This is a genomic window from Luteococcus struthionis (assembly GCF_048595755.1).
GTDB lineage: Bacteria > Actinomycetota > Actinomycetes > Propionibacteriales > Propionibacteriaceae > Luteococcus.
Window position 1 is genome coordinate 565,836 of sequence record NZ_CP184360.1, and the last position, 26,368, is coordinate 592,203.

The 26,368-nt window shown below is 67.3% G+C and carries 24 protein-coding genes; 9 read left to right on the top strand and 15 right to left on the bottom strand.

Annotated features, from left to right (window positions below):
* Positions 1 to 150: 150 nt before the first annotated feature.
* Positions 151 to 1,452: an SH3 domain-containing protein gene (locus ACOAMO_RS02695; protein WP_420176060.1), complete on the bottom strand. Its 1,302-nt coding sequence runs from the start codon at positions 1,450 to 1,452 to the stop codon at positions 151 to 153.
* A 91-nt stretch (positions 1,453 to 1,543) separates the two neighbouring features.
* Complete coding sequence (locus ACOAMO_RS02700; protein ID WP_420176061.1) at positions 1,544 to 2,128, bottom strand: TetR/AcrR family transcriptional regulator; 585 nt, start codon at positions 2,126 to 2,128, stop codon at positions 1,544 to 1,546.
* A 242-nt stretch (positions 2,129 to 2,370) separates the two neighbouring features.
* On the opposite strand from ACOAMO_RS02700, the gene ACOAMO_RS02705 reads away from it, so the two are divergent.
* The gene (locus ACOAMO_RS02705) at positions 2,371 to 3,267 is read left to right on the top strand and encodes a DsbA family protein (protein ID WP_420176062.1); all 897 of its coding nucleotides are present in this window, start codon (positions 2,371 to 2,373) and stop codon (positions 3,265 to 3,267) included.
* Positions 3,268 to 3,278: 11 nt separating this feature from the next.
* On the opposite strand, the gene ACOAMO_RS02710 is transcribed toward ACOAMO_RS02705, so the two are convergent.
* Both ACOAMO_RS02710 and ACOAMO_RS02715 read right to left on the bottom strand, forming a co-directional pair.
* Positions 3,279 to 3,908, bottom strand: a complete 630-nt coding sequence (locus ACOAMO_RS02710) for a bifunctional 4-hydroxy-2-oxoglutarate aldolase/2-dehydro-3-deoxy-phosphogluconate aldolase (RefSeq protein WP_420176063.1) — start codon at positions 3,906 to 3,908, stop codon at positions 3,279 to 3,281.
* Positions 3,898 to 4,740, bottom strand: coding sequence for a cytochrome c biogenesis CcdA family protein (locus ACOAMO_RS02715; protein ID WP_420176064.1), 843 nt, complete (start codon positions 4,738 to 4,740; stop codon positions 3,898 to 3,900). Before ACOAMO_RS02715 ends, ACOAMO_RS02710 begins: the two co-directional genes overlap by 11 nt.
* 206 nt (positions 4,741 to 4,946) lie before the next feature.
* On the opposite strand from ACOAMO_RS02715, the gene ACOAMO_RS02720 reads away from it, so the two are divergent.
* Together ACOAMO_RS02720 and ACOAMO_RS02725 are read left to right on the top strand one after the other, a co-directional pair.
* Positions 4,947 to 7,499: a DEAD/DEAH box helicase gene (locus ACOAMO_RS02720; protein WP_420176065.1), complete on the top strand. Its 2,553-nt coding sequence runs from the start codon at positions 4,947 to 4,949 to the stop codon at positions 7,497 to 7,499.
* A 114-nt stretch (positions 7,500 to 7,613) separates the two neighbouring features.
* Positions 7,614 to 8,081 (top strand): YbhB/YbcL family Raf kinase inhibitor-like protein, encoded by a 468-nt coding sequence (locus ACOAMO_RS02725; protein ID WP_420176066.1) that lies wholly within the window; start codon positions 7,614 to 7,616, stop codon positions 8,079 to 8,081.
* A gap of 148 nt (positions 8,082 to 8,229) precedes the next feature.
* Here ACOAMO_RS02725 and ACOAMO_RS02730 read toward each other — a convergent pair whose 3' ends face one another.
* Positions 8,230 to 9,081 carry a thermonuclease family protein gene (locus ACOAMO_RS02730; RefSeq protein WP_420176067.1) on the bottom strand — a complete coding sequence of 284 codons (852 nt, stop codon included), beginning with the start codon at positions 9,079 to 9,081 and terminating at the stop codon, positions 8,230 to 8,232.
* A 169-nt stretch (positions 9,082 to 9,250) separates the two neighbouring features.
* Positions 9,251 to 10,756: an amino acid permease gene (locus tag ACOAMO_RS02735; protein ID WP_420176068.1), complete on the bottom strand. Its 1,506-nt coding sequence runs from the start codon at positions 10,754 to 10,756 to the stop codon at positions 9,251 to 9,253.
* A gap of 291 nt (positions 10,757 to 11,047) precedes the next feature.
* Between ACOAMO_RS02735 and ACOAMO_RS02740 the strand changes: the two genes are divergently transcribed.
* On the top strand, positions 11,048 to 11,542 hold the full coding sequence (locus tag ACOAMO_RS02740) for an acyl-CoA thioesterase (RefSeq protein WP_420176069.1): 495 nt from the start codon (positions 11,048 to 11,050) through the stop codon (positions 11,540 to 11,542).
* Positions 11,543 to 11,563: 21 nt separating this feature from the next.
* Here ACOAMO_RS02740 and ACOAMO_RS02745 read toward each other — a convergent pair whose 3' ends face one another.
* Positions 11,564 to 12,103, bottom strand: a complete 540-nt coding sequence (locus ACOAMO_RS02745) for a hypothetical protein (RefSeq protein ID WP_420176070.1) — start codon at positions 12,101 to 12,103, stop codon at positions 11,564 to 11,566.
* Between the two features lies 1 nt (position 12,104).
* A complete protein-coding gene (locus tag ACOAMO_RS02750) occupies positions 12,105 to 13,127 on the bottom strand; it encodes a lactonase family protein (protein ID WP_420176071.1) in 1,023 nt (340 codons plus the stop codon).
* Between the two features lie 102 nt (positions 13,128 to 13,229).
* On the opposite strand from ACOAMO_RS02750, the gene ACOAMO_RS02755 reads away from it, so the two are divergent.
* Positions 13,230 to 14,171, top strand: coding sequence for an aldo/keto reductase (locus tag ACOAMO_RS02755; protein ID WP_420176072.1), 942 nt, complete (start codon positions 13,230 to 13,232; stop codon positions 14,169 to 14,171).
* A 67-nt stretch (positions 14,172 to 14,238) separates the two neighbouring features.
* On the opposite strand, the gene ACOAMO_RS02760 is transcribed toward ACOAMO_RS02755, so the two are convergent.
* Positions 14,239 to 15,099, bottom strand: a complete 861-nt coding sequence (locus ACOAMO_RS02760; protein WP_420176073.1) for an undecaprenyl-diphosphate phosphatase — start codon at positions 15,097 to 15,099, stop codon at positions 14,239 to 14,241.
* A gap of 183 nt (positions 15,100 to 15,282) precedes the next feature.
* On the opposite strand from ACOAMO_RS02760, the gene ACOAMO_RS02765 reads away from it, so the two are divergent.
* Genes ACOAMO_RS02765 through ACOAMO_RS02780 form a run of 4 tightly spaced genes read left to right on the top strand, consistent with a single transcriptional unit; the run spans position 15,283 to position 18,956 of the window.
* Complete coding sequence (locus tag ACOAMO_RS02765; RefSeq protein ID WP_420176074.1) at positions 15,283 to 15,924, top strand: ABC transporter permease; 642 nt, start codon at positions 15,283 to 15,285, stop codon at positions 15,922 to 15,924.
* Entirely contained in the window at positions 15,921 to 17,174 is a 1,254-nt protein-coding gene (locus tag ACOAMO_RS02770) for an ABC transporter ATP-binding protein (protein WP_420176075.1), read from the top strand. The genes ACOAMO_RS02765 and ACOAMO_RS02770 overlap by 4 nt, the downstream gene beginning before the upstream one ends.
* Positions 17,167 to 17,967, top strand: a complete 801-nt coding sequence (locus ACOAMO_RS02775; protein WP_420176076.1) for an ABC transporter permease — start codon at positions 17,167 to 17,169, stop codon at positions 17,965 to 17,967. Before ACOAMO_RS02770 ends, ACOAMO_RS02775 begins: the two co-directional genes overlap by 8 nt.
* Positions 17,967 to 18,956 carry a glycine betaine ABC transporter substrate-binding protein gene (locus ACOAMO_RS02780; RefSeq protein WP_420176077.1) on the top strand — a complete coding sequence of 330 codons (990 nt, stop codon included), beginning with the start codon at positions 17,967 to 17,969 and terminating at the stop codon, positions 18,954 to 18,956. Before ACOAMO_RS02775 ends, ACOAMO_RS02780 begins: the two co-directional genes overlap by 1 nt.
* Positions 18,957 to 19,084: 128 nt before the next feature.
* Here ACOAMO_RS02780 and ACOAMO_RS02785 read toward each other — a convergent pair whose 3' ends face one another.
* From ACOAMO_RS02785 to xylA, 6 genes are all read right to left on the bottom strand, one after another.
* Positions 19,085 to 19,291: a cold-shock protein gene (locus tag ACOAMO_RS02785; RefSeq protein ID WP_420176078.1), complete on the bottom strand. Its 207-nt coding sequence runs from the start codon at positions 19,289 to 19,291 to the stop codon at positions 19,085 to 19,087.
* A gap of 321 nt (positions 19,292 to 19,612) precedes the next feature.
* Complete coding sequence (gene mmsB / locus ACOAMO_RS02790; RefSeq protein WP_420176079.1) at positions 19,613 to 20,830, bottom strand: multiple monosaccharide ABC transporter permease; 1,218 nt, start codon at positions 20,828 to 20,830, stop codon at positions 19,613 to 19,615.
* An 8-nt stretch (positions 20,831 to 20,838) separates the two neighbouring features.
* Complete coding sequence (mmsA, locus tag ACOAMO_RS02795) at positions 20,839 to 22,407, bottom strand: multiple monosaccharide ABC transporter ATP-binding protein (RefSeq protein ID WP_420176080.1); 1,569 nt, start codon at positions 22,405 to 22,407, stop codon at positions 20,839 to 20,841.
* 5 nt (positions 22,408 to 22,412) lie between these two features.
* Entirely contained in the window at positions 22,413 to 23,531 is a 1,119-nt protein-coding gene (locus ACOAMO_RS02800) for a substrate-binding domain-containing protein (RefSeq protein WP_420176081.1), read from the bottom strand.
* A gap of 99 nt (positions 23,532 to 23,630) precedes the next feature.
* Complete coding sequence (xylB, locus tag ACOAMO_RS02805) at positions 23,631 to 25,019, bottom strand: xylulokinase (protein ID WP_420176082.1); 1,389 nt, start codon at positions 25,017 to 25,019, stop codon at positions 23,631 to 23,633.
* 108 nt (positions 25,020 to 25,127) lie between these two features.
* Complete coding sequence (gene xylA, locus ACOAMO_RS02810; RefSeq protein WP_420176083.1) at positions 25,128 to 26,306, bottom strand: xylose isomerase; 1,179 nt, start codon at positions 26,304 to 26,306, stop codon at positions 25,128 to 25,130.
* Between the last annotated feature and the right edge of the window lie 62 nt (positions 26,307 to 26,368).

Here is a 26,368-nt window from a genome sequence, read left to right on the forward strand (position 1 = left end):
TGCTGCACCGCGTGCATCCGTTTGCAGCACGTGCGTGGATGACTGCGCACGTCGAAGTTGCAACCCAAGGCCCGGTGTCGTCGGGTGCCAGAAACGACCGTGGGGCAGCCCCGGGCTGGGGCTGCCCCACGGCAGTGTCGTTCAGGCTGGTCAGCGCACGGTCACGTGCACGTGGTCGTAGTGGTTGGCGGTGGCCGAACCACGATCACTCATCGAGCGCCATCCCTCGCTGGAACGCTGGGTGGTCCAGATCTGCTGGGAGTAGATCACCTCGGTGATGCCCAGGCTGGAGGCATTGGCCCGGGCCCAACGGGCCACCTGCCAGCCCAGGTCGCCGGAGACCATGATGTCGAGTGCACGGCCGCTGCCATGGGCATCGGCGCTACCGCGAGCGCCACCGAAGTTGGTGATCGACGGGAAGTTGGCGCACACGGCACGGTGCACGGCGATGGCATTGGACGTCAGGCCACTCTCGACGGCGCTCGACTTGCAGGCGGTGCCGCTGGCGGTGCGCGTCGTGCTGGTCTTAGGCTGGACGGTCTGCTTGGACTGCGCAGTCGGCTTGCTCGAGACGGTGCGGCTGGGCCGGGTGGCCGTCGAGCTGGGGCGAGCGGCCGGCGTGGTCTCGCTGGCGGTGGTGAGGGTCTTGGGAGCCTGGAGCACCAGGTAGGCCGAGCGCACCCAGCCAGCCTCACCGTTGAACTTCACCTGACGCCAGCCGTCCTCGCGCACGCTGGTGACGCTGACCTTCTGGCCCTCCTCCAACAGACCCAGCTTGCGGGCCTGGGTGGTGGGCAGCGAGCGGACGTTGACCGCAGTGGTGGCGTAACGGCTGCCGGTGACCTCCCCGAGCGGACGCACGGTGGCCCGCTTGCTGGGGGTCGCGGTGCGGCTGGGGGTGGCCTTCTTGGTGGGGGTGGCGGTGCGGCTGGGCGTCGCCTTCTTCGTCGGGGTCGGCGTCCAGCTGGGGGTGGCCTTCTTCGTGGGAGCCGGGGTCCAGCTCGGGGTTGCCTTCTTGGTCGGGGTGACCTTCTTGGTCGGGGTCGCCTGCTTGGTCGGCGTGGCCTTGGGCGTCGCCTTTGCAGTCTTGCTCGGCTTGGCGCTGGGCGTGCTGGTCAGCGAGGCGGCGGCCGGGGTGGGCGTGACGCTGGGACGCTGGCTGGAACGGCTCACGGAGTGCTCACGGTGACCGGAGACGGCCGGCGTGGAGGCCTCGGCCACGTCGTGGCTGTCGGAGGAGGGCAGCGCCAGTGCGCCACCCACCGCGACGCCCAAGCCGGCAACCAGGGCCAGCGGGGCAACGAAACGCTTGCGATTGCGCGGTTCCTTCTCAAAACCCGCCCCGTCGTGGAGCGGCTCGACGGCGGTCTCCAGTTCGTCGGCCTGCAAGATGCTGGCCTGCTCCGCATTGAGGTCGGCGGAGTCGCCATGGTCGTGACGGGGAGTGTGCACAGAAGGTCCTTAGCAGTGATCTGATGGTGAAGCAGTGAGCTGTGGTTGAGCCACAAGCGTAAACGCTTTCTGAGAAAAACTCAAAGTTGTCTCAGGTTCCTTGCTGCACAACGGACCAGGCGTCGATGACCGCCTGGGCGGCGGCCCGATCCCGCGTCAGGAGGTAGGCCGCCAGCACGGCATCCCCCAAGCCCTGGACCACCGTTGCCACCGCAGCCGGATCCGCCCCCTGCAGGGCGCCGGTGGTCTGGTCGAAGTCGGTCAACTTGCGCGTCAGCTGCTCCAGGCGCGCCGCCCTCCACCGGGCCGGCACCGACTCCTGCCCCTCGGTGCGCAGCGCGTAGTCACTGAGCTCCATGCGGCTCAGGTGCTGCTCCGCGCGGTCCTCGAGGTCGTCCAGGTAGGCAGCCAGGGCGTTGGCGACCACCTCATGGACTCCCGTGCCCGAGTACTGCACCTGCTCGCAGTAGGCCAGTTCGGCCTCCCCCAGCGAGGCCATGGCCTCGACCATCAGGTGCTGGTGGGACTCGAAGGCGTAGTGGAAGCTCGCCAACGGCATCCCCGCCTCGGCCGCGATCGCACGCGTGGTGGCGGCTGCCACGCCCGAGCGCCCAATCACCGCGAGCGCGGCCTCCAGCAGCTTCTGGCGCCTCTCGGCCAGACTCATCCTGGTCATTCCCCCGAAACCTCCAGTTGTCGCTCGGCCCCCCGGCCTCGTGCGATCACCACCCGGCGCGCTCGCCGAGTACTGCAATCTGCACAAGTGTCCCACCTCGACGCGCGCCGCGTTGCCACCCGATGGGCGATATGCAGGGTGAACAACCGGCCGTGGCCGCACGCCAGGGCAGCACCTGACCGCTTCACCGACTGAACGTCCGGCTCCGCTGGTTGCCGAGACAGCGCTTGTAGGGTTGCCACATGTCCAGCTCGTCGCACCAGAACCAGCCCCCGTCGCCGCAGCAGCCCTCGCCGCAGCAGCCCGGGAGCCGACCGCTGAGCCCCGGGCAGGGCTGGAAGCACGGCGCCGACGAACCCGTCGCCACCCCCTCCAACCGGCTGCCCTGGGTGCTGGTCGCGATGTTGAGCGCCCTCAGCCTGCTGCTGGGCGGCGTCCTGCTGGCACAGAACTCCGAACTGAAGCAGTTGCGCAACCAGGCCAGCAGCGCGACGCCGGCTCCCGCAGACTCCTCCCAGGGCTCCGGGCAGGCCCAGCAACCCAGCCAGACGCAAGCGCAGCCGTCGCAGAACCCGGCGGCGATCGCCGCGATGAAGAAGCTGCCCCGCCGAGACCCCAAGGACCCCACCGCGATGGGCAAGGTGGACGCACCCGTCGTGATGATCGAGTGGTCCGACTTCCGCTGTCCCTTCTGCTCGGTATGGACCCGCGAGACCCTGCCCGAGCTGCAGCCCTACATCGATTCGGGCAGCCTGCGCATCGAGCACCGCGACCTGGTGCTCTTCGGCGAGGAGTCGATGAATGCCGCGATGGCGGCACGCGCGGCGGGCAACCAGGGCAAGTTCTGGGAATTCTCCACCGCGCTGCACAAGGTGGCGCCCACCAGTGGCCACCCCACCATCAAGCAGGCAGACCTGGAGCGTTTCGCCAAGCAGGCCGGAGTGCCGGACATGGCGAAGTTCACCAAGGACAGCACCAGCGCCACCACCCGCGCGGCCATCGACAAGGACATCGAGGAGGCCCGAAGCCTCGGTCTGAGCGGGACGCCCTTCTTCGTGGTCAACACCACACCCCTGTCGGGCGCGCAGCCGGCCGAGGTCTTCTCCCAGGTGATCGAGCAGAACGGCGGCAAGAAGTAGTCGGAGGTCGCTCAGTCGTCGACGGCGGCCCGGAAGGTCTGGCAGCGCTCGCGCAGACTCGCCAGTGAACCCCCCGTGAAGGCGTCACCCAGCAGGGCCTCGTCGAGCCAGACCGCCACGGCGCCCGCCTCATCCCAGCGACGGGCGGAGTAGGCTCCCAGCCCGCCGCGGGCGGTGATCGTTGCCTCGGGCGCCAGCTGCACCAAGGCCTCGGGGTAGCCCGAACCCATCACCTCTGCGGGAACCACGACCACCGACGAGATCCCGAGCGACCACGCCTGGCGCACCTCCGTGGGGGTCAGCGCCGCGACCAGCGTCGGCAGCCCGGCATCGCGAGAGCGCTGCACCAGCTCCTCGTCGGGGCCGCTCAATGAGATGAACTGGGCGCCGGCCTCGACGACCTGCGCGAACTGCTCGGCGTTGCCGACGTCGTGTACTCCGAAGACCGCGCGTGGCCCGAAGATGCCAACCAGTCGCGTCACCTCGTCGGCCTTGGCCACGGGCAGGCTGAAGGCCCGGATTCCCTCCTGGACCATCACCTCGACGGCGGCCACCAGCGACGGCATGGCCCGGTCGGGCAGGGTGGCCACCAGCTGGCCTTCCAGCATCAACTCGGGCAGCGGTACGCACTCAGAGCTCATGGCTGTCATCTTGCCGCACCCGAGCGCGGTCGCGCTCGGCGAGCCACGCCCAGGCCAGGACGCCCACCAGGGCGATCACCAGCACCGCCAGTGGCAGGTTCCCCATCCGTCGACCCCAGTCGGCCAGCCGATTCTCCAGATGGAACTGGCTGGTGGCATCCAGCAGTCCGCCAGCCTGCCCTCCGGTGACCAGCAGGAACAGGCCCAGCGCGGTGAAGACCAGACCGCTGGCCAATTGGCTCACGGTGGTGCGCAGCGGCCCCACCGCCACGGGTCGCGGCCTCAACCACTGCCTCTCCCCCAGCCGGAATCGCTGCCACAGCAGGCTGATCAGCATCAGGGGCAGCGCCATGCCCAGGGCGTAGACCGCCATCAGGGCGCCGGCCAGCACCGGACTGCCGCCCATGGCTGCCAGGGTCAGCACCGAGCCCAGGATCGGCCCGGTGCAGCCGCTGGCCAGGCCATAGCTGGCACCCAGTGCCACGATCGCCAGCGGCGCGGCCGGGTTGGCGCTCATACGTGCGGGCAGCCCCGGCATCGGCAGGCTCCAGCCACTGGCGGTCACCAGCCCGAGCACCACCAGCACCACTGCCCCCACCCGCAGCATCGTCGAGGTGTCGGCCAGCAAGGCCTGCCCCAGCGATCCGGCCGCCACGCCCAGTGGAACCATCGTCGCCAGCAGGCCCAGCAGGAAGAGCAGCAGGCGGCCCACCATCGTGCCCGTACGGGTGAAGGCGAAGGCGAAGAAGCTGGGCAGCAGCATCGCGGCGCACGGACTGAACAGTGCGGCAAGGCCGCCGAGGAAGGCGACGGCGAAGCTGGTCTGGCCCATGGGCCGAAGGTTACCCGGGACGGCGACAGAGGACCCTTCGACAAGCTCAGGGGCCGTGGTCAGGGGACTCAGGGGCCGTGGTCAGGGCACTCAGGGGCCGTGGTCAGGGCACTCAGGGGCCGTGGTCAGGGCACTCAGGGGCCGTGGCTTGCGAGGGCACGAACCGTGAGCTGCGGACCCAGGGGCCATGGGAGGATGGGGGCACCATGCGCCTCATCGACCAGATCCCCGCCCTGGGCCCCAATCCCGGGCCCGACGCCATCTACGAAGCCTTCACCGAATGGGCGGCGAGCAATGGCATCACGCTGTACCCGCACCAGGACGAGGCGATCCTCGAGATCCTCAGCGGCAACAACGCGATCGTGATGACCCCCACCGGCTCGGGCAAGAGCCTGATCGCCATCGCCGCGCACTTCGCCACCCTGGCGACCAATGGCGTCAGCTTCTACACCGCCCCCATCAAGGCCCTGGTGAGCGAGAAGTTCTTCGCCCTGTGTGAGGTCTTCGGCGCCACCAATGTGGGCATGGTCACCGGCGACGCGTCGGTCAATGCCGATGCCCCGATCATCTGCTGCACCGCCGAGATCCTGGCCAACATCGGCCTGCGGGAAGGGCGCGAGGCCGACGTCAGCCAGGTGGTGATGGACGAATACCACTTCGTCGCCGATCCCGATCGCGGCTGGGCGTGGCAGGTGGGTGTCACCGAACTCCCGCAGGCCCAGCAGATCCTGATGAGCGCCACACTGGGTGACGTCAGCCAGCTGCGCAAGGACCTCACCCGGCGCTCGGGCCGCGAGACCGCCGTCATCGACGACGCACAGCGTCCCGTGCCCTTGACCTACCGCTGGGCCATGACCTCGATCCACGAGACCGTCGAGGAGATCGTCGCCACTGGTCAGGCCCCGGTCTACATCGTCCATTCCACCCAGGCGGCGGCCCTGGAGCGAGCGCAGGCCCTGCTCAGCGCCAAGCTGGTCACCACCGAGGAACGCCACCAGATCGTGGCGGCGATCGGCCACTTCCGCTTTGCCGGTGGCTTCGGCCAGACGCTGTCCAAGCTGGTCAAGGCGGGCATCGGTGTGCACCACGCGGGCATGCTGCCCCGCTACCGTCGACTGGTGGAGACCTTGGCCCAACAGGGCCTGTTGAAGGTGATCTGCGGCACCGACACCCTGGGCGTGGGCATCAACGTCCCGATCCGCACCGTGCTGTTCACCGCGCTGAGCAAGTTCGACGGCCGACGGATGCGCATTCTCCGCAGCCGCGAATTCCACCAGATCGCCGGCCGGGCGGGCCGGGCCGGTTACGACACCATCGGCTATGTGGTGGCGCAGGCACCCGAGCACGTCGTCGAGAACGAGAAGGCGCTGGCCAAGGCCGGCGACGATCCCAAGAAGCGACGCAAGGTGCAGCGCAAGAAGCCACCGGAGGGCTTCGTCAACTACACCGAGGAGAGCTTCCAGAAGCTGGTCAACTCGGTTCCCGAGACGCTGCACGCCAGAATGAGGATCACCAATGCGATGCTGCTCAACCTGCTGGAGCGCGACGAGGACACCGCGCAGGCCGTGGTGAACCTGATCGAGGAATCGGTGCCCGACGAGGCGACCCGCCGCAAGCTGAAGCGTCGGGCCGTGGCCCTGGGGCGTTCACTCTTGCAGGCCGGGGTGGTCACCCGCCTGGATCCGCCCGATCCGTCGGGCCGACGCTACGAGTTGGCCGTCGACCTGCAGGACAACTTTGCGCTCAACCAGCCGTTGAGCGCCTTCGCGATGGCCGCCTTCGAACTGCTCGACCCGGAGGATCCCGACTACGCGCTGGACCTGGTGAGCATCATCGAGGCCACCCTCGAGGACCCGATGTTCATCCTCATCCAGCAGCAGTACAAGGCCCGCGGTGAGGCCGTCGCCGAGATGAAGGCCGACGGCTACGACTACGACGAGCGGATGGAGGCGCTGGAAGAGGTCGAATGGCCCAAGCCCTTGGCCGAGCTGCTCGACCAGGCCTACGAGACCTACCGTCCGAGCCATCCGTGGATCGCCGAGAATGCGCTCAGCCCCAAGAGCATCGTGCGCGACATGTACGAACGCGCCATGACCTTCGGCGAATATGTCGCCTTCTACAAGGTGCAACGCAGCGAGGGGTTGTTGCTGCGCTACCTCTCGGATGCCTACCGCGCGCTGCGCCAGAGCGTTCCGGAACGTTTCGTCACCGAGGAGCTCACCGACCTCGTGGAGTGGCTGGGCGAGCTGATCCGGCTCACCGACTCGTCGCTGCTGGACGAGTGGGAGGCCCTGACCGACCCCGAGGCGGATCCCGAGGACCGGCTCAAGGCCCTCACCCATCCGACGGAGAAGCGCCACCCGGTGACCGGCAACGAACGGGCCTTCACGGTGCTGGTGCGCAATGCCCTGTGGCGCCACGTCGAACTGATGGCCGACGACAAGGTGGACGAACTGGCCGAGCTGGACTCCCGCGACCCGAACCGGGTGATGGATGCCGACGCGTGGGACGAGGCTCTGGGCAACTACTGGGACGAGCACGACGACATGGGGCTCGACGCGGATGCCCGTGGCCCGCGGATGCTCAGGATCGAGAAGTTCGGCGGCGGTGGTGAACCGCGCACCTGGCGGGTGGCGCAGATCATCGACGACCCCGACAAGAACCACGACTGGCAGCTGCAGGCCTCGATCAACCTGGATGACTGCGACGAGGCCGGCGAGCTGGTGCTGCACGTGCTGGGATTCAGCCGCGTCGACTGACCACCCCCGCCCCTTGGGGGTGGGCCGGCGACGACGGCGCGTCTAGTCTGGGAGCAACGAGCGCCGCCGCTGGGCGGTGCGCACCATGAGCAAACACCCCCAAAGGAGTGCAACATGGAACTCACCAGCACCTCATTCTCCGACGGCCAGGAGATCCCCCTGGTCTACGCCGAGCAGGGCGCCGGAGGCGAGAACACCACGCCCCAGCTCGCCTGGAGCGGTGCCCCGGAGGGCACCCAGAGCTACGCGATCACCGTCTACGATCCCGATGCCCCCACCGGCTCCGGGTGGTGGCACTGGGTCCTGGTGGACATCCCCGCCGACGTGACCGAGTTGGCCGAAGGTGGCGAGCTGCCCGACGGCGTGCGCCAGTGGGTCACCGACTACGGCTATGAGGGGTACGGCGGCCCCTGCCCGCCGCCCGGCCCCGCGCACCGCTACATCCACACGGTGCACGCGCTGCCCTTCGAGACCCTTCCGGTGCCCGACGCCGCCACCAGCGCCCAGGTGCGCTTCACGATCCTGGCCAACCAGCTGGATTCGGCGAGCCTGACCGGGATGTTCGGCATCGACCCCGAGTGAGCATTCCCCGAGGTCGCGGGACGTGACCTCGACAGGCTCCGCCACCGGAACCACGACCCCCGAGCCCGGAAAGTGACCTCGACAGGCTCGGCCACCGGAACCACGATCCCCGAGCTTGTCGACCACGGCCCCCGAGCCTGTCGAGGGGCTACTTGCTGGCCACCGCCTGTCGGGCGGTGGCCAGTGCCGTGTCCAGGCGCTTCACCTGCCCGTAGCGCCAACCGGCCGGGTAGCGGTATCGCAGGGTGCTCTTGTGCTGGCTGTCTGGCAGGGCGAGCGTGGCCCGCAGCTGTTGGGCGCTGCCGATCGCTGACTTCAGCCGCTGCGCCCGGGCTGCCTCCTGCTGCGCAGTGCTGGCAGGCTCCACGGCCAGGTCCCTGACCCGCTGCTCCACCTGCCCTGCAAGGGTGCATCCGATATTCGGGTCGTAGAGACCGCGCTGGGCCTGCATCGCCTCGTGCTGGGCGGCGGCGACCGGCCCCAGAAAGGTGTCGGCCCCGTTGACGACGACCCCCGCGGTCAGACCCCGGCGTGCCATCTCGGCACCGATCATCCGGCCGTCGCGGTAGACGACGGCCAGGGTGCGGCCATAACGGTCGGTGCGCCGCCCGTCGTGTTCCAACTCGACGCTCGAGCCGACGGGCAGCAGTTCGGCCAGCGCCGCGCTGGCCTGCGGGCCCAGGCACTCCACCGGGGTGCCGGCCTTCTTGGTCTCCGGGGTGTCGATGTTGAGGATGCGCACGGTGGTGCTGCGGCCGGACAACTTCACGCTGAGGGTGTCACCGTCGCTGATGCGGACCACGGTGCCCTGGCGTCGCGTTGCGCTGGGCGGGGCCGACGACCCGCTGGGGCTGGCCGTGGTCGCACTGGGCGACGGTGCGGGGCGGCCAGCAAGGTCCCCGTCACGCCAGCGCTGCCACCACACCGGCCCCACGACGGCGCAGAACAATGCCACCACCAGCAGGGCCGCGATCACCTCTCCCCTCGCTCGCCCACTCATGCCGAGCTCCCCAGAAAAACCACGTCGTCGATCGTGTCACAAGCCGCTGACAGTTCCCTTCCCACAGCCCCCACCACACGGTCCGACCACACGGTTCCGGCCACACCGGGTGTTCTGGTGTGGCCGGACGGGCGATTGGGACGCAAGCCCCGGATCAAGGAGCAGGAGGTCAGGGGATCAGGTCATAGGCCTGATCGTCGGGCTCATCGGTGCGCGAGAGGTCCGCGCTGGCCAGGCTCACACTGGGAGCCTTGGTCACCAGCTTGTGCCCGGCCCACAGCGCCACGAAGAGCGGCAGTCCCAGATAGGAGGCGAACAGTCCCTGTACGTCGACGTCACCGACGAAGGCCTGGTAGTTCTGGCCAGCCACCACGATGGCGCACATCGCCAGCGCCACCAGCGGTCCGAGCGGGAACCACCGAGCCCGGAAGGGCAGCTCGTCGAGGGAGTGCCCCTGCGCGACGAAGGCCTTGCGGAAGCGGTAGTGGCACCAGGCCACTCCCATCCAGGTGATGAAGCCGGCCAGACCCGAGGCGTTGACCAGCCACAGGTAGGCGCCACCGTCGCCGATCAGGCTGGCGATGAAGCAGAAGCCGCCGATCAGGGTGGTGGCCAGCAGAGCATAGAGCGGCACGCCGCGACGGGTGGTACGGCCGAAGATGCGCGGCGCCTTGCCGGAGCGGCCCATGCCGTAGAGCATGCGGGTGGACACGTACATGCCCGAGTTGCCCGCCGACAGGATGGAGGTGAGGATCACCGCATTCATCAGCGACGCAGCGCCGGCCACGCCGGCCCGCTCGAAGATCAACGTGAAGGGGCTCACGGAGATGTTGTCGATGTCGGCACCCAGCAGCCGCTTGTCGGTGTAGGTGATCAGGAAGCCGACCACGGCGATGGCGCCGATGTAGAACAGCATGATGCGGTAGAAGACCGCCTTGATGGCGCGCGGGATCGACTTCTCGGGATCGCTGGCCTCGCCTGCCGCCACGCCGATCATCTCGGTTCCCTGGAAGGAGAAACCGGCGATCATGAAAATGGCCAGTACCCCTTGCCAACCGCCGACGAAGGGCGCCTCGTCGACGGTCCAGTTGCTGAAGCCGGGGCTCTGGCCGCCCATGATGCCCAGGATCATTGCCAGGCCGGCGATCAGGAAGACGATGACGGTGACCACCTTGATGGAGGCGAACCAGAACTCGCTCTCGCCGAAGGTGCCGACGCTGGCCGCATTCAGCAGGAAGAGGATGGTCAGGAAGATGGCCGACCAGATCCAGGCAGGGACGTCGGGCAGCCAGTACTTCATCACCAGCGATGCCGCCACCAGTTCCGCGGCGACGGTGATCGCCCAGTTGTACCAGTAGTTCCATCCCGTCGCGAAGCCGAACGAGGGGCTCACGAAGCGGGTGCCGTAGGTCTCGAAGGAGCCCGCCACCGGCAGCCAGGTGCTCATCTCGCCCAGCGACTGCATCAGCAGGTAGACCATGAAACCGATCGCGGCGTAGGCCAGCAGGGCACCACCCGGGCCAGCCGTGCTGATCGTCTCGCCCGAAGCGACGAACAGGCCGGTGCCGATCGCACCGCCGATCGCGATCATGTTCAGATGGCGCGCTCGTAGCCCGCGTCGCAGCTGGTTGTCGTCCGCCGCGGCGGTGCCCGCGGGGGTGTCGGTCTGGGCCATGGGCCGTCCTTCGTGAAGTGGTCGAGCGTCACCTGAGTGACGCGGGGACGTTATCAAGAACCACGTCCAGCTCCCACTACGTCCAGCCCTCAACCCCTTCGCGCGGGCGGGCCTCAGGCCCTCCACAGGGGGCATCCCCGGCCGTCACCCCTTGTTCCGTCCTGCCAGCACACTGCCTGCGGCCTTCCACGCCACGGCTGCCGGCGCGCAAGAATCGGTGGCGTTCCGCCCGCCGGGCCATAGAATCCCTTGCCAGAGCTGGGTGGGGCTAGCATGTGCAGTGTGCCGTCGATGAACTTCCACTCCCGCAAATGGGTCAAGCCCGAAGACCTCAACGCCAACCACAGCCTGTTCGGTGGCAGCCTGCTGCGCTGGATCGATGAGGAAGCCGCGATCTACGCGATCATCCAGCTGGGCAACGAGCGCACCGTCACCAAGTACATGAGCGAGATCAACTTCGTCTCCTCCGCCCGCCAGGGCGACATCATCGAGATGGGCCTGGCCGTCGTGCACTGGGGCCGCACCAGCCTCACGCTGAAGGCCGTGGTGCGCAATGTGTTCACCGGCGAGGTGATCATCAAGATCGACAAGATCGTCATGGTCTCGCTCGACGAGAACGGTGAACCCAAGCCCCACGGCTACTCCACCGTCTCCTACAACCGCGACCGGGTTCCCCAGCGCCTGGCCTCACGCCGCGCCAAGGATGCCCAGCTGAGCGCCACCCTGGACACCGACGCCTTTGCACCGCGCGACGCCGAGTCCTCAGCGTCGGCCCAGGAGTCCTGACCGCGACCCGCCGGTGACGCCTCAGCCCCGTCGCCGTTGCCGCAGCAGCACGACCGCGGCCACCAGCGCAGCCACCACCGCGCCGACCGCGGCCGAGAGGAAGAGGTTGGCACTGCCGGGGCGGGCGTCATCGGTTGGCGCCTCCCCCTGCCCCAGGGTGGCCTCCACCTCCTTGACCAACTCCGGTGAGACCTTGGCGGTGCCGTCGCACAGCCCGGTGACCCAGTTGCCGGCCTGCTGGTCGGCAAAGACGACCACCTCGTCGCCCTGCTCGATCCCCTCGATCCCGCAGGAGGCGCCACTGGCGGCCGATTCCACCTCCATGTGGCGCTGGCCCGTGCCCTTCAGAACGCGCGAGACGTCCAGCTGGTAGCTGACCACCCCGGTGACATCGGCGGGCCGTTCCACCGAGACCACCGTGCCCTGCACCACCAGCTCGGCTCCCTCGGCCGCCTGCTCCGTGGTCTGTTCGGCGCAACTGCATGCCAGGGCCGGGCCGGCTCCCAGCGTCAGCGTGAGCCCCAGGGCCGCCGTGGCGACCAAGGGCCGCAGGGCTGCCATGTCAGCCCTCCACCACGCGCACCCAGTTGGCACCTGCCCCGTTGGGCACCTGCGCCACCTCCACCAGTCGGCCGTCGTCCTCGATCCGGAACAGCCCCAGCTGGTCCGACTTCTCCCCGGGGCACAGGACGTGGTTGGCGTCGGGGGTGACCACGAAGCCGCGTGGCTGCGTGTTGACCCGCTGCAGGTGCACCGGCTCGGCCAGCGTGCCGTCGTCGGCCACGGGCAGCACGGCCAACGTCGACTCGGTGCGCTCACTGACCACCAACCAGCGCCCCTCTGGGCCGGCAAGGTGCAGGTCGGCCCCCCAGACATAGTGGTTGGCCAGCGGGTCCTCATCGATGACGCTGTGCTGCAGCCCCGCACTGGTGTCGTGGGCGACGACGGTCTGCTCGTGCCGCAGGGCTCCGGTGGCGGTCTCGCGGGCAAAACGCAAGACCTCGCCGGAGAACTCCGTCACCACGTAGAGGGTGCGGCCGTCCTCGCTGATCACGGCGTGGCGCGGCCCACTGCCGGGCGGGCAGGCGACGGTCGCCTCGTCGACGACCTCCAAGCCGCCCTCGTCGGTGAGCCGGTAGCCGGCCACCAGGTCGTCCCCCAGCGAGATGAAGTAGACGAACTGGTCACGCTGCACCACACAGTGCAGGCGCTGGTGGCTGATCCGGGCGGTGGGTTCACCCAGCTTCCCGTCGTCCAGCGGCCAGACCAGGCCCAGGTTGCCGCCGTAGTCAGCGCCCAGTAGGAAACGGCCGTCCTCACTGATCCGCAGGTAGCTGGGATGGGTGGGCAAGCGGTGGTGGTGGGTCTGCTGCCAGATGCCGGCCTGGGCGTCCAGCTGCACGGTGGCCACACCGGTGGGTTCCTTCAGCGAGACATAGGCACGGCGCGCGGACTCGTCCACGGCCATGGCAGACACTCCCTTGCCCACCGGACTGGTGGCCAGCGGGGTGAGCGTCTCACCGGTCAAGGTGAAGGTGGTGATGGTTCCGTCCGCAGCGCAGGTGGTGCTCGCAATCTGGGTCATGCCTCGATCCTATGAGGAGCGCCAAGGACGTGCCGCGGGGTTCGTCGCCGGGTTCTCGCCAGCGCTCTTGACCCGACGAGCCGTGCGGCCAACAGTGGTGTCATGGCACGGATCACCGGAATCGAGATGGAACTGCACCCGCTGAATCTGGGCGGCAATGTCTTTGGCTGGACTGCCGACCGCGAACAGTCCTTCGAAGTGCTGGACGCCTTCGTCGCGGCCGGCGGCAACTTCATCGACACGGCCGATGGCTACTCCCACTGGGTGCCGGGCAACCACGGCGGTGAGTCGGAGACCATCCTGGGCGAGTGGCTGGCAGCCCGCGGACGGCGCGAGCACCTGGTGCTGGCCACCAAGGTGAGCACCCATCCGCAGCGCAAGGGGCTGGCACGCCAGAACATCCTGGGTGCCGCCGATGATTCCCTGGGGCGGCTGCGCACCGACCACATCGACCTCTACTACGCCCACTTCGACGAGGAGGGCCGTCCGATCGAGGAGATCGCGGGCGCCTTCGACGAGTTGGTCCGATCGGGGCGGGTCGGGGCGGTCGGCGTCTCGAACTTCTCCGCCGAGCGCATCCGGGCCTGGCTTGACCATGCCGAATCCGAGGGGCTGGCACGTCCCGTCGCCTTGCAGCCGCACTACAACCTGGTGGAACGGCGTCGCTTCGAGCAGGAATACCTGCCGCTGGCCCGGGAGCACGGCCTGGCCGTGTGCTCCTACTACTCCCTGGCTTCGGGTTTCCTGACCGGCAAATACCGCACCACCGAAGACCTCACCGGTGCGACGCGCGGCGCCAGCGCCGCCAACTACCTCAACGAGCAGGGGTTGGGGGTGGTCGACGCGCTGGTGGAGGTTGCCGAGGAACATGGTTGTGAGCCGACGACGGTGGCGCTGGCCTGGCTGCTTGCCAAGACAGTGACCGCCCCGATCGCCTCGGCCCGCACGCCGCGCCAGTTGGAGGCCTTGATGGCTCTGGACCGGGTGCAGCTCTCCGACGAGCAGGTGGCCCGCCTGGACGGGGCCTCATCGTCCTTCGCCTGACGGCAACTCCTGGACATGCGACGGGCCGCCCGGATCCCCGGGCGGCCCGTTGTGCCGACGGTCTGGCTCAGGCGGCGATGTTGCCGGTGGCCAGCAACACCATGACGACCAGACCCAGCGGGATGCGCCACGCGGCGAACCAGGCGAAGGAATGGCCCGAGACGAACTTCAGCAACCAGGCGATCGAGGCATAACCCAGCGCGAAGGCGATGGCGGAACCCACGAAGAGCTGGGCACCGGTGGCCGACTGTCCGGCGGCCGGGGCGAAGGCGTCGGGCAGCGAGAACAGCCCCGAGGCCAGCACCGCGGGAATCGCCAAGAGGAAGGAGAAGCGGGTCGCGGTCTCGCGCTTCTGGCCCAGGAACAGACCCGACGAGATGGTGGCGCCCGATCGGGAGACACCCGGGATGAGCGCCAGGCTCTGTGCCAGGCCCATGATGACGGCGTCGCGCATCGTCAGCTCGTGGGCCTCGCGCCGCTTGTTGCCGAACTTCTCCGCGGCGATGAAGACGAAGGAGAACAGGATCAGCACCGCCGCGGTGTACCAGAGGTTGCGCAGGGCGTCGCGGATGTAGTCCTTGCCCAGGAAGCCGATCACGCTCACCGGGAGGGTGCCGACGATGACCATCCAGCCCATGCGGTACTCCACGGTGTCACGCAAAGCCTTGTCGAGGATTCCGCGCAACCACCCCGTGGCGATCTGCCAGATGTCCTTGGCGAAGTAGACCAGCACCGCAAGCTCGGTGCCGAGCTGGATCACGGCGGTGAAGGAGGCGCCTGCATCCTCGCCCCAGAACAGGGTGGAGACGATGCGCAGGTGTCCCGAGGACGAGACGGGCAGGAATTCGGTCAGGCCCTGGACGATCGACAAGACGATCGTCTGGAGCCAACTCATGTCGGTGGAGGCTTCAAGCAGGGGCGTGGGCATGGGGCAACGGTGCCGAAGACGCCCCACGATCACCAAGCCGCTGACAGGTGGCCCTCAGCGACGCGCGTGCTCCTGGTCTCACAAGACAAGATGCGGCCGCCAGGACCCGTGGTGAATCCATCTGCATGAAAGTCTGGAAGAAATGACCAAGGGTGTGCTCGGCGCACACGGGAGGTTCCATTCGTGCTGGAATTCATTTCTGATCGCTGGCAGGACATTGGATACCGAGGCTTGCAACACGCCAGTCTGGTGGTGCAGGCCGTGGCGCTGTCCACCGTCATCGCCATCGCCCTGTCGATGGTGATCATCCGGATACCCCGGTTGCGGTCGCTCGCCAACGCGGTGACCTCCGTGGGGCTGACCATCCCGTCCTTCGCACTGCTGGGCCTGATGCTGCCGCTGCTGGGCATCGGCACCCTGCCCTCGGTGGCGATCGTGACCTTCTACGCCATCCTTCCGATCCTTCGCAATGCCGTGACCGGTCTGGCACAGGTGCCGGCCGAGCTGCTCGAGTCGAGCCGCGGCATGGGCAATTCCGCCTGGGCCACCTTCTGGAAGGTGCGGATGCCGCTGGCCTGGCCCGTCATCCTCACCGGGCTGCGGGTGTCCACCCAGATGTCGATGGGGGTGGCCGCCATTGCGGCCTATGCCCTCGGCCCCGGGCTGGGCGGTTACATCTACACCGGACTTGCCCAGGTGGGCGGCGACAACGCCCTGAACTATGCCTTGGTGGGAACCCTCGGCATCGTCCTGCTGGCCCTGGTGCTGGACGCCGCACTGGTGCTGCTGGGGCATCTGACCATCTCGAGAGGAATCCGTTCATGAGCAGCAATCCGCCGGCATCGTCCCCGCAGCAGGGCTCGCCATCGGGTGCCGAGATCGTCTTCAACCGGGTGACCAAGCGCTACCCGGGGCAGAAGAAGCCCGCCGTCGACGAGTTGTCGCTGGTGATCCCCGCGGGAGAGATGGTGATGTTCGTCGGACCCTCCGGGTGCGGCAAGACCACCAGCCTCAAGATGATCAACCGGCTGCACGAACCCACCAGCGGCACCATCACCATCGCCGGCGAGGACATCACCTCCCGCAATGAGGACGAACTGCGCCGCAAGATCGGCTACGTGATCCAGGGCGGCTCGCTGTTCCCGCACCAGACGGTGGCCCAGAACATCGCCGTCGTCCCCAAACTGCTCAAGTGGGACCGCCGCCGCATCGACGAGCGGGTGGACGAATTGCTCGACCTGGTGGGGCTTGACCCGGCCATCTACCGTTCCCGCTACCCCAAGGAGCTGTCGGGTGGACAGCAGCAACGCGTCGGTGTGGCGCGCGGCCTGGCAGCCGACCCTCCCGTGATCCTGATGGACGAGCCCTTCGGAGCCGTCGACCCGATCACCCGGCAGCGCCTGCAGGACGAGCTGATGAGCATCCAGTCGGAACTGCGCAAGACCATCGTCTGCGTCACGCACGACATCGACGAGGCCATCAAGCTGGGTGATCGGATCCTGATCCTCACCGAGGGCGCCCACGTCGCCCAGTACGACACCCCGCAGAACATCCTCGCGGCACCGGCCAACAGCTTCGTGGAGGACTTCATCGGGGCAGGCAGCTCCCTCAAGCAGCTCAGCCTGGTACGGGTGGACAACCTGCCCCTCACCGAGGAGGTCCACGCCTTCCCGGGCGAGGATGCCGTCGAGGTGCGCCGACGGGCCTGGCAGCAGCGTGCCGACTCGGTGGTGCTGCTCGACCAGCGCCGCCGTCCCATCGACTGGCTCCGCCTGAACGAGCTGCCAGCCGAGGGACCGCTGCCCGAGAGCCATGACCCGAACCTGATGCAGGTGGATCGTCGCGCCACGCTCAATGACGCACTCGACGCCATGCTCACCAGCGCCCATGGCGCGGTGATCGTGACCGGGCAGCGCGACCAGTTCCTGGGAACCCTGGCCTACCCCACCGTCGCCGAGCACGTGCACGTGCAGGCCTCGCAGGCCACCCAGGAGGATGACCTGTCCCAGCGGCCCGAAACCCCGGGCGTGGCCGATCCCACGCACGTGGAGAGGCTCGGTGCAAACGATGAGTGACGTGCAGCAGGCGAGTTCGACCGAAGGGACCCCGGCCCGCCGCGGTCTGTGGGCCTCGCCCGTTGACCGGGCAGGAGGATGGGGACTGTTGCTGGGGTTGCCCGGCCTGATCCTGCTGGTGGCGCTCGGCTGGTTGGCCTGGCGCACCAATGCGCAGCTGGACAGCATCGAGGCGCGTCAGCTCGCCTGGCCCACCCTGGCCAAGTTGTGGCAGCAGCACCTGCTGCTGACCCTGGTCTCCAGCCTCTGCGTGGTGGGCACGGCCATTCCCGCCGGGATCCTGCTCACCCGCCCCGGCCTGCGTCGCTGGTCGGGCCCAGTGGTGGCAGTGGCCAACATGGGCCAGTCCGCCCCGGTGATCGGCGTCATCGTGCTGCTGGCCATCTGGGTCGGCTTCGGCTTCTGGACCGCGGTGCTGGCCCTGACCATCTACGCCTTCCTGCCCGTGCTGGCCAACACCATCACGGGCTTGCGGGGCGTCGATCGTTCCCTGGTGGAGGCTTCCCGGGGCATGGGCAACACGCAGTTGCAGACCTTGGTGAAGGTGGAGCTGCCGCTGGCGATGCCGGTGATCATGACCGGTGTGCGCACCGCCCTGGTGCTGCTCGTCGGCTCCGCGAGCTTTGGCACCTTCATCAATGCCGGTGGCCTGGGAGCCCTCATCACCACCGGAATCAACCTGTTCCGCTTCAACATCATCGTGAGCGGGGCGCTGATGGTGGCCGTCCTCGCCCTGTTCGTCGACTGGTTCGCCCGCGTCCTGGAAGCCATCGCCACACCGAAGGGACTGTGATGACCAGCCTCACACGACGTCGCCTGCTCGGCGCTGGCGCCGGCCTGGGACTGGCGGGCCTGCTGTCAGGCTGCGGCCTGGGCACCGCGGGAGGCTTCTCGCCGCGCGGCACCCTGGCCGGTCCGCTCAAGTCGATTCCCCCGCTGGAGGGGGCTCGCATCTCGGTGGGGTCCAAGAACTTCACCGAGCAGATCCTGCTGGGCAAGATCGCGGTCATGCTCTTCAAGAGCGCCGGCGCCACCGTGCGCGACTACACGAACATCCCCGGTTCCTCCAGCGCGCGCCAGGCACACGTCACCGGCCAGATCGACTTCATGTGGGAGTACACCGGAACCGCCTGGATCGCCTATCTGGGCCATGACAACCCCATTCCCGACGAGCAGGGCCAGTACGAGGCGGTGCGCGACGAGGACCTGGAACGCCACCAGCTGGTCTGGCTGCCGCCAGCCCCGATGAACAACACCTACGGTTTCGCGGTGCGCCGCACGCTGGCCCAGGAACTCGGCATCACCCGGATGAGCCAGTTGCCGTCGGTCCCCCAGGCTCGGCGCACCTTCTGCGTCGAATCCGAGTTCCGCAACCGCAATGACGGGCTGGAACCCATGCTGAAGACCTACGGCGTGCCCTTGGGGCAGGGTGTCCAGTCGCAACAGATCAAGATCCTCGACACGGGCGCAATCTATGCCGCCACCAGCGATGGGCTGTGCAGCTTCGGTGAGGTGTTCAACACCGATGGCCGCATCAAGGCGCTCGACCTGGTGGTGCTGGAGGACGACAAGTCCTACTTCCCCAAGTACAACGTCTGCGGGGTGGTCCATGCACCGCTGCTGGAAGAGCACCCCCAACTGGCCGACCTCTTGGGCCCCGTCAGCGAAGAGCTCTCCGACGAGACCCTGATCGAACTCAATGCGCAGGTGGACGTCGACGGCCGCGAAGCGGTGGACGTTGCCTGGGACTGGTTGCTCGAGCGGGGTTACCTCACGGCCTGAGCGCACCCTCGCGCGGCCGCCCCTCGGCTGCCCGTCCCTGGACGCGACGAAGGCCGCCACCCATGGGGTGACGGCCTTCGCGCGGTGCTGGAAGTCGGCTGTGCCGACTCAGCGAAGTCTGTGCTGGATCAGCGCAGAACGGTGATGTTCGACGCCTGGGGGCCCTTGGGGCCCTGCTCCACGTCGTACTCGACCTTGTCGTTCTCGTCGAGCGAGCGGTAGCCGCTCGAGTTGATCGAGGAGAAGTGGGCGAAGACGTCGGCGCTGCCGTCGTCGGGCTGGATGAAGCCGAAGCCCTTGTCAGCGTTGAACCACTTAACGGTACCTGTAGCCATGATGTTTCCTTCAGGAAAATGGAGCGACCGCGAATCAGTCGCTACCGGGAACTGCTCGTCACACTTTCAGAAGGAACCACAGGCCCCGAAGAGCCTTAATACCGAAGTACTTGCAAACCAACTGCCGAACAATGACTTCAGCCTACGCGACTTTCCGGAGGGCTCCGACCAATCGGGCACCCCAAGCCCAGAAATTCACCATCACCGCTGGTCAGAGCGTTGAAAATTAATTCTGCGAGGGCCACTCGGGAGCGCGAACGCCGCTCCTCAACCCGTCACGGGCATGGAAGCGGCGTTCGTCGCGGTAGAGGCGATGTCAGGTCAGACGGTGCTGCCCGCCTTGCGCTTGTTCACCAGGTCGAAGGCGACGGCAGCCAGCAGGACGAAGCCCTTGATGGCCATCTGCCAGGCCGGGTCGACGGCCATGATCGACAGGCCGATGTTGAGCACACCCATCACCAGGGCACCGAGCATGGCGCCCGAGATCTTGCCGACACCACCGGTGACGGCGGCACCACCGATGAAGCAGGCAGCGATGGCGTCCAGCTCGTAGCTGGTGCCGGCCGCGGCTACGGCGGCGCCGGCTCGCGAGGTGACCACCACGCCCGCCAGGGCCGAGAGGACACCCATCAGGACGAAGACCCAGAAGACGTCCTTCTTGACGTTGACGCCGCTCAGTTCAGCGGCGCGGGCATTGCCACCCAGCGCATAGATGTTGCGGCCGAAGCGCGTGTTCTTGAGCATGTAGGAGAAGGCCACCACCAACACGCCCACGATCACCAGCACGATGGGGAATCCACCGGTGGAAAGTCCCAACAAGTAGGTCACTCCCAGCATCACCAGGGCAATGGCGACGGTGCGGGCCCAGAACAGTCCCGGGGCGCTGACCACCTGGCCATTGCGACGAACGGCCGCGCGCTGACGCAGGCTCGACCAGATGAAGGCCGCGGTGGCCACCAGTCCGATGAGCAGGGTCACGCCATCGATGTAGCCGATGCTGGGCGTGTTGGTGAAGCCGAGCACATTGGGCAGGGCCCCGTTGCCGATCGTGATGAAGTCCTTCGGGAAGCCCGAGATGGTCTGCCCCACCAGCAGCTGGGCAAAGCCGCGGAAGATCAGCATGCCGCCCAGGGTCACGATGAAGGCGGGGATTCCCATGTAGGCCACCCAGAATCCCTGCCAGGCACCCACCAGCATGCCCACGGCCAGCGCCAGCAGGATCGCGACGGGCCATGGCAAGCCCCAGTTGATGATGGCGATGCCCACCACCCCACCCACCATGGCGACGATGGAGCCCACCGACAGGTCGATGTGGCCGGCGACGATGACCAGCATCATGCCGATGGCCAGGATCATGACGTAGGCATTCTGCTGGATCAGCGAGGCGATGTTGTCGGGCACCATCAATCGTCCACTGGTGAGCACCTGGAACAGTGCCACGATGCCCACCAGGGCAATGACGAGCCCCGATTCGCGCAGATTCATGGATCCGAAGGGGTTGCGCCGTCCCTCGGCCTGGGTGGTGGTGTTCTCAGACACGGTGGAGCTCATCCTTGTGCCCCTTCCTGCTCGGTGGTCATGAGACGCATCAGCGTCTCCTGGCTGAATTCGGGGCGAGAGACCTCGCCGGAGACCCAGCCCTCGTTGATGGTGTAGATGCGGTCGCACAGACCGATGAGCTCGGGCATCTCGGAGGAGATGACAATGACTGCCTTCCCCTGCGCCGCCAGCTCGTTGATGATGGTGTAGATCTCGTACTTGGCCCCCACGTCGATGCCGCGGGTGGGCTCGTCGAGGATCAGCACGTCCGGGTCGGTGAACATCCAGCGAGCCAGGGAGACCTTCTGCTGGTTGCCGCCGGAGAGGTTTCCGACGGGGTTCTCGATGGAGCCGGTCTTGATGCCCAGGTCCTGGCGGTACTTCTCCGCGATGGTGCGCTCACCGTGCAGATCCAGCGAGGCTCCCTTGCTGATCCTGCCCAGGGCCGCGGCCGTGACGTTCTCCCGGATGGGACCGATCAGGTTGAGGCCCAGTTCCTTCCGATCCTCGGTGACGTAGGCGATACCCGCGTCGATGGCTCGCTGGACGGTGGAGGTGTCCACCTCCTTGCCTTCCTTGAGCACTCGGCCCGCGCGGTGGCTTCCGTAGGAGTGGCCGAAGATGCTCATCGCCAGCTCGGTGCGGCCAGCACCCATCAGGCCCGCCACGCCCACGATCTCGCCTCGCCGCACCGTCATGTTGATGCGATCGGACGACAGCCGACCGGGAAGGTAGGGGTGTTCCACCGTCCAGTCCTCGATGCGCAACAGTTCCTCACCGATCTGCGGGGTGCGGTCCGGGTAGCGGTTCTCCAGGCTGCGGCCCACCATCGAACGGATGATGCGGTCCTCGCTGACCGGCTCGGCGCCATGCATGTCGAGAGTCTCGATGGTCTCGCCGTCACGGATGATCGTGGTGGCGTCCGCGATGGCCGCGATCTCGTTCAGCTTGTGACTGATGATGACCGAGGTGACGCCTTCTGCCCTGAGCTGGCGGACCAGTTCGAGCAGCTGCTCGGAGTCGTCGTCATTGAGGGCCGCCGTCGGCTCGTCCAGGATCAGCAGACGGACCCGCTTGGACAGCGCCTTGGCAATCTCGACCAGTTGCTGCTTGCCGACGCCGATGGAACCCACCAAGGTGTCCGGGCTCTCCTGCAGCCCCACCTTGGCGAGCAGTCGGGTGGCCTCCTGCCTCATCTGGTCCCACTGGATACGTCCGCCCTTCACGGGCTGCTGCCCCAGGAAGATGTTCTCCACGATCGACAGGTTGGGGCACAGCGCCAGCTCCTGGTGGATGATCACGATGCCCGCGGCCTCGGAATCACGGATGCTGCGGAAGGCGACCGGAGCGTTGTCGAAGACGATCTCGCCCTCGTAGCTGCCATGGGGGTAGACGCCGGACAGGACCTTCATCAGGGTTGACTTGCCTGCCCCGTTCTCACCGCAGATGGCATGGACCTCTCCACGGTGCACTGCGAAATCGACGTGCTTGAGGGCCTTGACCGGGCCGAAGGACTTCACGATGCCCTTCATCTCGAGGATGACCGGCTTTCGCTCGCGCTGGACTTCAGTGCTCATCACGATCACTTCATCCCGAGCTCGGAGGCCTTGTAGAAGCCCTCCTTGACCACGGTGTCAGCCACATTCTCCTTGGTCACCACGGTGGGCGAGATGAGGTAGGTGGGCACCTTCATCTGACCGTTGTCGTACTCCTTGCCCTCGGAGACCTCGACCTCTTCACCGCGCACGATCTCGTCGACCATGGTGGCGGCGCGGTCGCCCAGCTTGCGGGTGTCCTTCCAGACGGTCATGGACTGCTTGCCCGCCAGGATGTTGATGACATTGGCCTTGTCGGCGTCCTGCCCGGTGATCAGCGGCCAGTTCTTGCCGGGCGTGAAGCCACGAGCCTGCAGGGCCTGCTCGATGCCCAGGGCCAGCGAGTCGTTGGGGGAGAGGACGGCGTCCAACTTGGTGCCACCGGTGTAGAAGGAGTTGAGCCGGGTCTGCATCTCGGACTGAGCCTTGGCCGAGTCCCACCCGAGGATGCCGATCTGCTTCCAACCATCCTTGTTGGCGGGCACCTTCTTGGACGGAGAGACCAGCTTTCCGCTCTTGACGTGCGGTTCCAGTTTGCTCCAGGCGCCGCCGAAGAACTGGGCGGCATTGGGGTCGTCGGGTGAACCGCCGAAGATCTCGATGTTGTAGGGGCCCTTGCCCTTGGCCAGCCCCAGCTCCTCCTCGAGGTACTTGCCCTGCAACTCACCGACGTAGAAGTTGTCGAAGCTGACGTAGTAGCTCAGCGCGTCGGTGCCCTCGATGAGACGGTCATAGGCGATCACCGGGATGCTCTTGGCATGGGCCGACTCGATGACCGGCGACAGCACCGTGCCGTCGATCGGGGCGATGACCAGGACGTCGACATTCTGGGTGATCATGTTCTGGATCTGGCTGATCTGCTGATCGGTCTTGTTGTCGGCGTACTGGACCGTGGTCTTGTACCCCTTGGCCTTCAGCTGGGAGTCCAGGTGGGCCCCGTCACGGTTCCACCGCTCGAGCGACTTGGTTGGCATGGAGACGCCGATGACGGCTTCCGACGGGTCCTTCTTGGCCGTCGCACCGGTGGGGCGCTCGGCGACGCAGCCGGTCATCACCATGGCGAACAAGGCCATCACCACGGCCCAGGGCGCAAACTTTCTGTTCATTGATCACTCCTAGTCACGGGCACGGCGGTGCCCGACCGATGCACGACGGCAGCGCATGCCGACGAGCGTTGAAGCCCCGCGCGGGGCCGAAGGACCGGCTCAGTGCCAGTCGGAGGTGAGGTCCCGCAGTTCCCGATAGGCGTCGAGCACCTCGGGGGTGGCCTCGGCAGTGAGGCTGCGGGTCCCCTGGGGAGTCCAGACCGGTGGTTGGTCACCACCGGACAGCGCCCAGGCAGCCTGGGCAGCAGCGCCCAGGGCGACATATTCACCGGGGGCGGGGAGCGTCACGTCACATCCCAGTACCGCCGGAAGGACCTGCTGGACCGCGACGGACCTCGCGGCGCCACCGATCAGCACGATCCTCTCCGCCGGGGTCCCGGTGGCCTCTCGCAAGAAGCCGACCGCGTCTGCCAGAGAGCACGCCAGCCCTTCCACGCAGGCCCGTGCGATGTCCTCGCGCGTACTGGTCGTCGTGATGCCCCGGAAGACCCCGGTGGCATCGGGCCGGTTGGGTGTCCTCTCACCGTCCAGGTAGGGCAGCAGGACCACGCCGTTGGCCCCGGGCGGGGCAGCCAGGGCGAGTTCGGACAGACCCTCGTGGTCGACGCCGAGCATCCGGGCGCCGAAGTCCAGGATCTTGGCGGCGTTGATGGTGCAGGCCAGCGGCAGCCAGCGCCCGGTGGCGTCGGCGAATCCCGTGACCAGACCCGAGGGATCGAGGGCGGCAGTGTCGGAGACCATCGCTGCCACCCCGGAGGTGCCGATGGACAGGCTGACATCACCGGGCCCCATCGCCAACCCAAGGGCTGCGGCCATGTTGTCCCCGGTCCCGGGGGCGATCACCGCACCGCTGCCCGTGCGGCCCATCACCGCATTGGGTGTCGGTGCGATCGTCGCGAGTGCAACCTCATGACCGATCGCCATGGTGGCCAGCTCCGGGTCGAAAGCGTCACGCTGGGGGCTGAAGCATCCGGTGCCCGACGCGTCGCCACGATCGGTGAACCAGCTGTCCTTGTCGACTGCCAGCTCATGGGAGAGGTAGTCGTGCGGCAGCACCACGCGAGCGGTGCGGGCCGCATTCTCGGGTTCGGCATCACGCATCCACCGCATCTTCGACGAGGTGATGGAGGCGACGTGGACGCTGCCGGTGCGACGGGCGGCCTCGGCAGGCCCGCCCAGCTCCTCCACCAGGTCACGGGCGGCCTGGGCAGATCGGGTGTCATTCCACAGCAGGGCGTCACGAACGACGTGCCCCTCGGCGTCGAGGGCCACCATGCCGTGCTGCTGCCCGCCGATGGCCACGGCCTCGGCTCGCTCCAGCAGACCGTCGGTGGCGATGTGGAGAGCCTCCACCCAGGCTGTGGGATCGACGGAGGTTCCGGAGGGGTGGGGGGCGCGTTGTTCGGCCACGACGACGCCCGTGGCGGCCTCGACGAGCAAGGCCTTGGTGGACTGGGTTGATGAGTCAATGCCCAGGACAAGCGACATGTGGAGCTCCTGTGATCCGTGTCTGCGTTGGTGTCCGCTGGGAGGTGCAGTGGGGTTGGGCGGGGAGGCCCACCGAGGCGGTGGGGCCTCCCCGCATGGAGGGCTGGATCAGCCGATCAGGTGCTGCAGGGCCAGCTGGTGCAGCTTGACGTAGCGGTACTCGCGCTCACCGGCGGCCACGGCGTCGAAGGGCTCGTCCTTGGCCAGGAAGTCAGTCACCGTCTCGCCCTCGGCCAGGGTGGGCTCGGCCAGCTCGAAGATCGAGGCGTCCTTCATGACGGCCTGCACCTCGCTGTCGGCGCGGAAGGCCTTCGCCTTCTCGGCCAGCATCAGGTAGGTGTCCATGTTGGCCTGTGCCGAATCCCAGATGCCCTGCATGCCTTCGGTGCGGCTGGGCTTGTAGTCGAAGTGGATCGGGCCGTCGTAGACATTGGCGTCCGGGGTGGCCGCGAAGCCGTTGACCAGCAGATCGACGGTGAAGAAGGCGCTCAGCAGATCGCCGTGACCGAAGACCAGGTCCTGGTCGTACTTGAGGCCCTTCTGACCGTTGAGGTCGATGTGGAAGAGCTTGCCGCGCAGCAGCGCCAGCGCCAGGCCGTGGGTGTAGTTCAGGTTGGCCATCTGCTCGTGGCCCACCTCGGGGTTCAGGCCGACGATGTCGCCATTGTCCAGGTGGTCGATGAGCGCCAGGGCGTGGCCGATCGAGGGCAGGAAGATGTCGCCGCGGGGTTCGTTGGGCTTGGGCTCCAGACCGATCTTGAGGTCATAGCCCTTCTCCTTGATGTAGCCGGCGACGGTGTCGAGACCCTCGGCGTAACGCTGGTGGGCTGCGTAGAGGTCCTTCGACGAGTCGTACTCGGCGCCCTCACGGCCACCCCACATGACGAAGGTCGTGGCACCCAGCTCGGCAGCCAGGTCGACATTCTTGAGCACCTTGCGCAGGCCGAAGCGACGCACGGAACGGTCGTTGGAGGTGAAGCCACCGTCCTTGAAGCAGGGGTGGGTGAAGGTGTTGGTGGTGACCATCTCGATCACCAGGCCAGCCTTGTCGGCTGCGTCCTTGAGCTTGCCGATGCGATCGGCTCGCACCTCGTCGGTGGCGTCGAAGGGGAAGACGTCGTTGTCGTGGAAGGTGATGCCCCAAGCGCCCAGCTCGGCGAGCTTCTCGGCGTATTCCCAGGGATCAAGCGACTTGCGGGTGTCGGTACCGAAGGGGTCGGTGCCCGTCCAGCCGACGGTCCACAGACCGAAGGAGAACTTGTCTTCAGGGGTGGGCTTGCGAACCATGGTGACTCCTCATTGAGATTTTGTTCTTTCGCACAACTTAAGACAGCAGAGCGCTAGAGTCA

Excerpts from the sequence above, each read along its gene's own strand:
- ACOAMO_RS02785 (WP_420176078.1), bottom strand. The coding sequence starts at position 19,291 with ATGGCTACAGGTACCGTTAAGTGGTTCAACGCTGACAAGGGCTTCGGC.
- ACOAMO_RS02755 (WP_420176072.1), top strand. The coding sequence starts at position 13,230 with ATGGCACGGATCACCGGAATCGAGATGGAACTGCACCCGCTGAATCTG.
- ACOAMO_RS02745 (WP_420176070.1), bottom strand. The coding sequence starts at position 12,103 with ATGGCAGCCCTGCGGCCCTTGGTCGCCACGGCGGCCCTGGGGCTCACG.
- ACOAMO_RS02770 (WP_420176075.1), top strand. The coding sequence starts at position 15,921 with ATGAGCAGCAATCCGCCGGCATCGTCCCCGCAGCAGGGCTCGCCATCG.
- ACOAMO_RS02750 (WP_420176071.1), bottom strand. The coding sequence starts at position 13,127 with ATGACCCAGATTGCGAGCACCACCTGCGCTGCGGACGGAACCATCACC.
- ACOAMO_RS02730 (WP_420176067.1), bottom strand. The coding sequence starts at position 9,081 with ATGAGTGGGCGAGCGAGGGGAGAGGTGATCGCGGCCCTGCTGGTGGTG.
- ACOAMO_RS02760 (WP_420176073.1), bottom strand. The coding sequence starts at position 15,099 with ATGCCCACGCCCCTGCTTGAAGCCTCCACCGACATGAGTTGGCTCCAG.
- ACOAMO_RS02705 (WP_420176062.1), top strand. The coding sequence starts at position 2,371 with ATGTCCAGCTCGTCGCACCAGAACCAGCCCCCGTCGCCGCAGCAGCCC.
- ACOAMO_RS02780 (WP_420176077.1), top strand. The coding sequence starts at position 17,967 with ATGACCAGCCTCACACGACGTCGCCTGCTCGGCGCTGGCGCCGGCCTG.
- xylB (WP_420176082.1), bottom strand. The coding sequence starts at position 25,019 with ATGTCGCTTGTCCTGGGCATTGACTCATCAACCCAGTCCACCAAGGCC.
- mmsA (WP_420176080.1), bottom strand. The coding sequence starts at position 22,407 with ATGAGCACTGAAGTCCAGCGCGAGCGAAAGCCGGTCATCCTCGAGATG.
- xylA (WP_420176083.1), bottom strand. The coding sequence starts at position 26,306 with ATGGTTCGCAAGCCCACCCCTGAAGACAAGTTCTCCTTCGGTCTGTGG.
- ACOAMO_RS02710 (WP_420176063.1), bottom strand. The coding sequence starts at position 3,908 with ATGAGCTCTGAGTGCGTACCGCTGCCCGAGTTGATGCTGGAAGGCCAG.
- ACOAMO_RS02725 (WP_420176066.1), top strand. The coding sequence starts at position 7,614 with ATGGAACTCACCAGCACCTCATTCTCCGACGGCCAGGAGATCCCCCTG.
- ACOAMO_RS02740 (WP_420176069.1), top strand. The coding sequence starts at position 11,048 with ATGAACTTCCACTCCCGCAAATGGGTCAAGCCCGAAGACCTCAACGCC.
- ACOAMO_RS02700 (WP_420176061.1), bottom strand. The coding sequence starts at position 2,128 with ATGACCAGGATGAGTCTGGCCGAGAGGCGCCAGAAGCTGCTGGAGGCC.
- ACOAMO_RS02775 (WP_420176076.1), top strand. The coding sequence starts at position 17,167 with ATGAGTGACGTGCAGCAGGCGAGTTCGACCGAAGGGACCCCGGCCCGC.
- ACOAMO_RS02720 (WP_420176065.1), top strand. The coding sequence starts at position 4,947 with ATGCGCCTCATCGACCAGATCCCCGCCCTGGGCCCCAATCCCGGGCCC.
- ACOAMO_RS02715 (WP_420176064.1), bottom strand. The coding sequence starts at position 4,740 with ATGGGCCAGACCAGCTTCGCCGTCGCCTTCCTCGGCGGCCTTGCCGCA.
- ACOAMO_RS02735 (WP_420176068.1), bottom strand. The coding sequence starts at position 10,756 with ATGGCCCAGACCGACACCCCCGCGGGCACCGCCGCGGCGGACGACAAC.
- ACOAMO_RS02800 (WP_420176081.1), bottom strand. The coding sequence starts at position 23,531 with ATGAACAGAAAGTTTGCGCCCTGGGCCGTGGTGATGGCCTTGTTCGCC.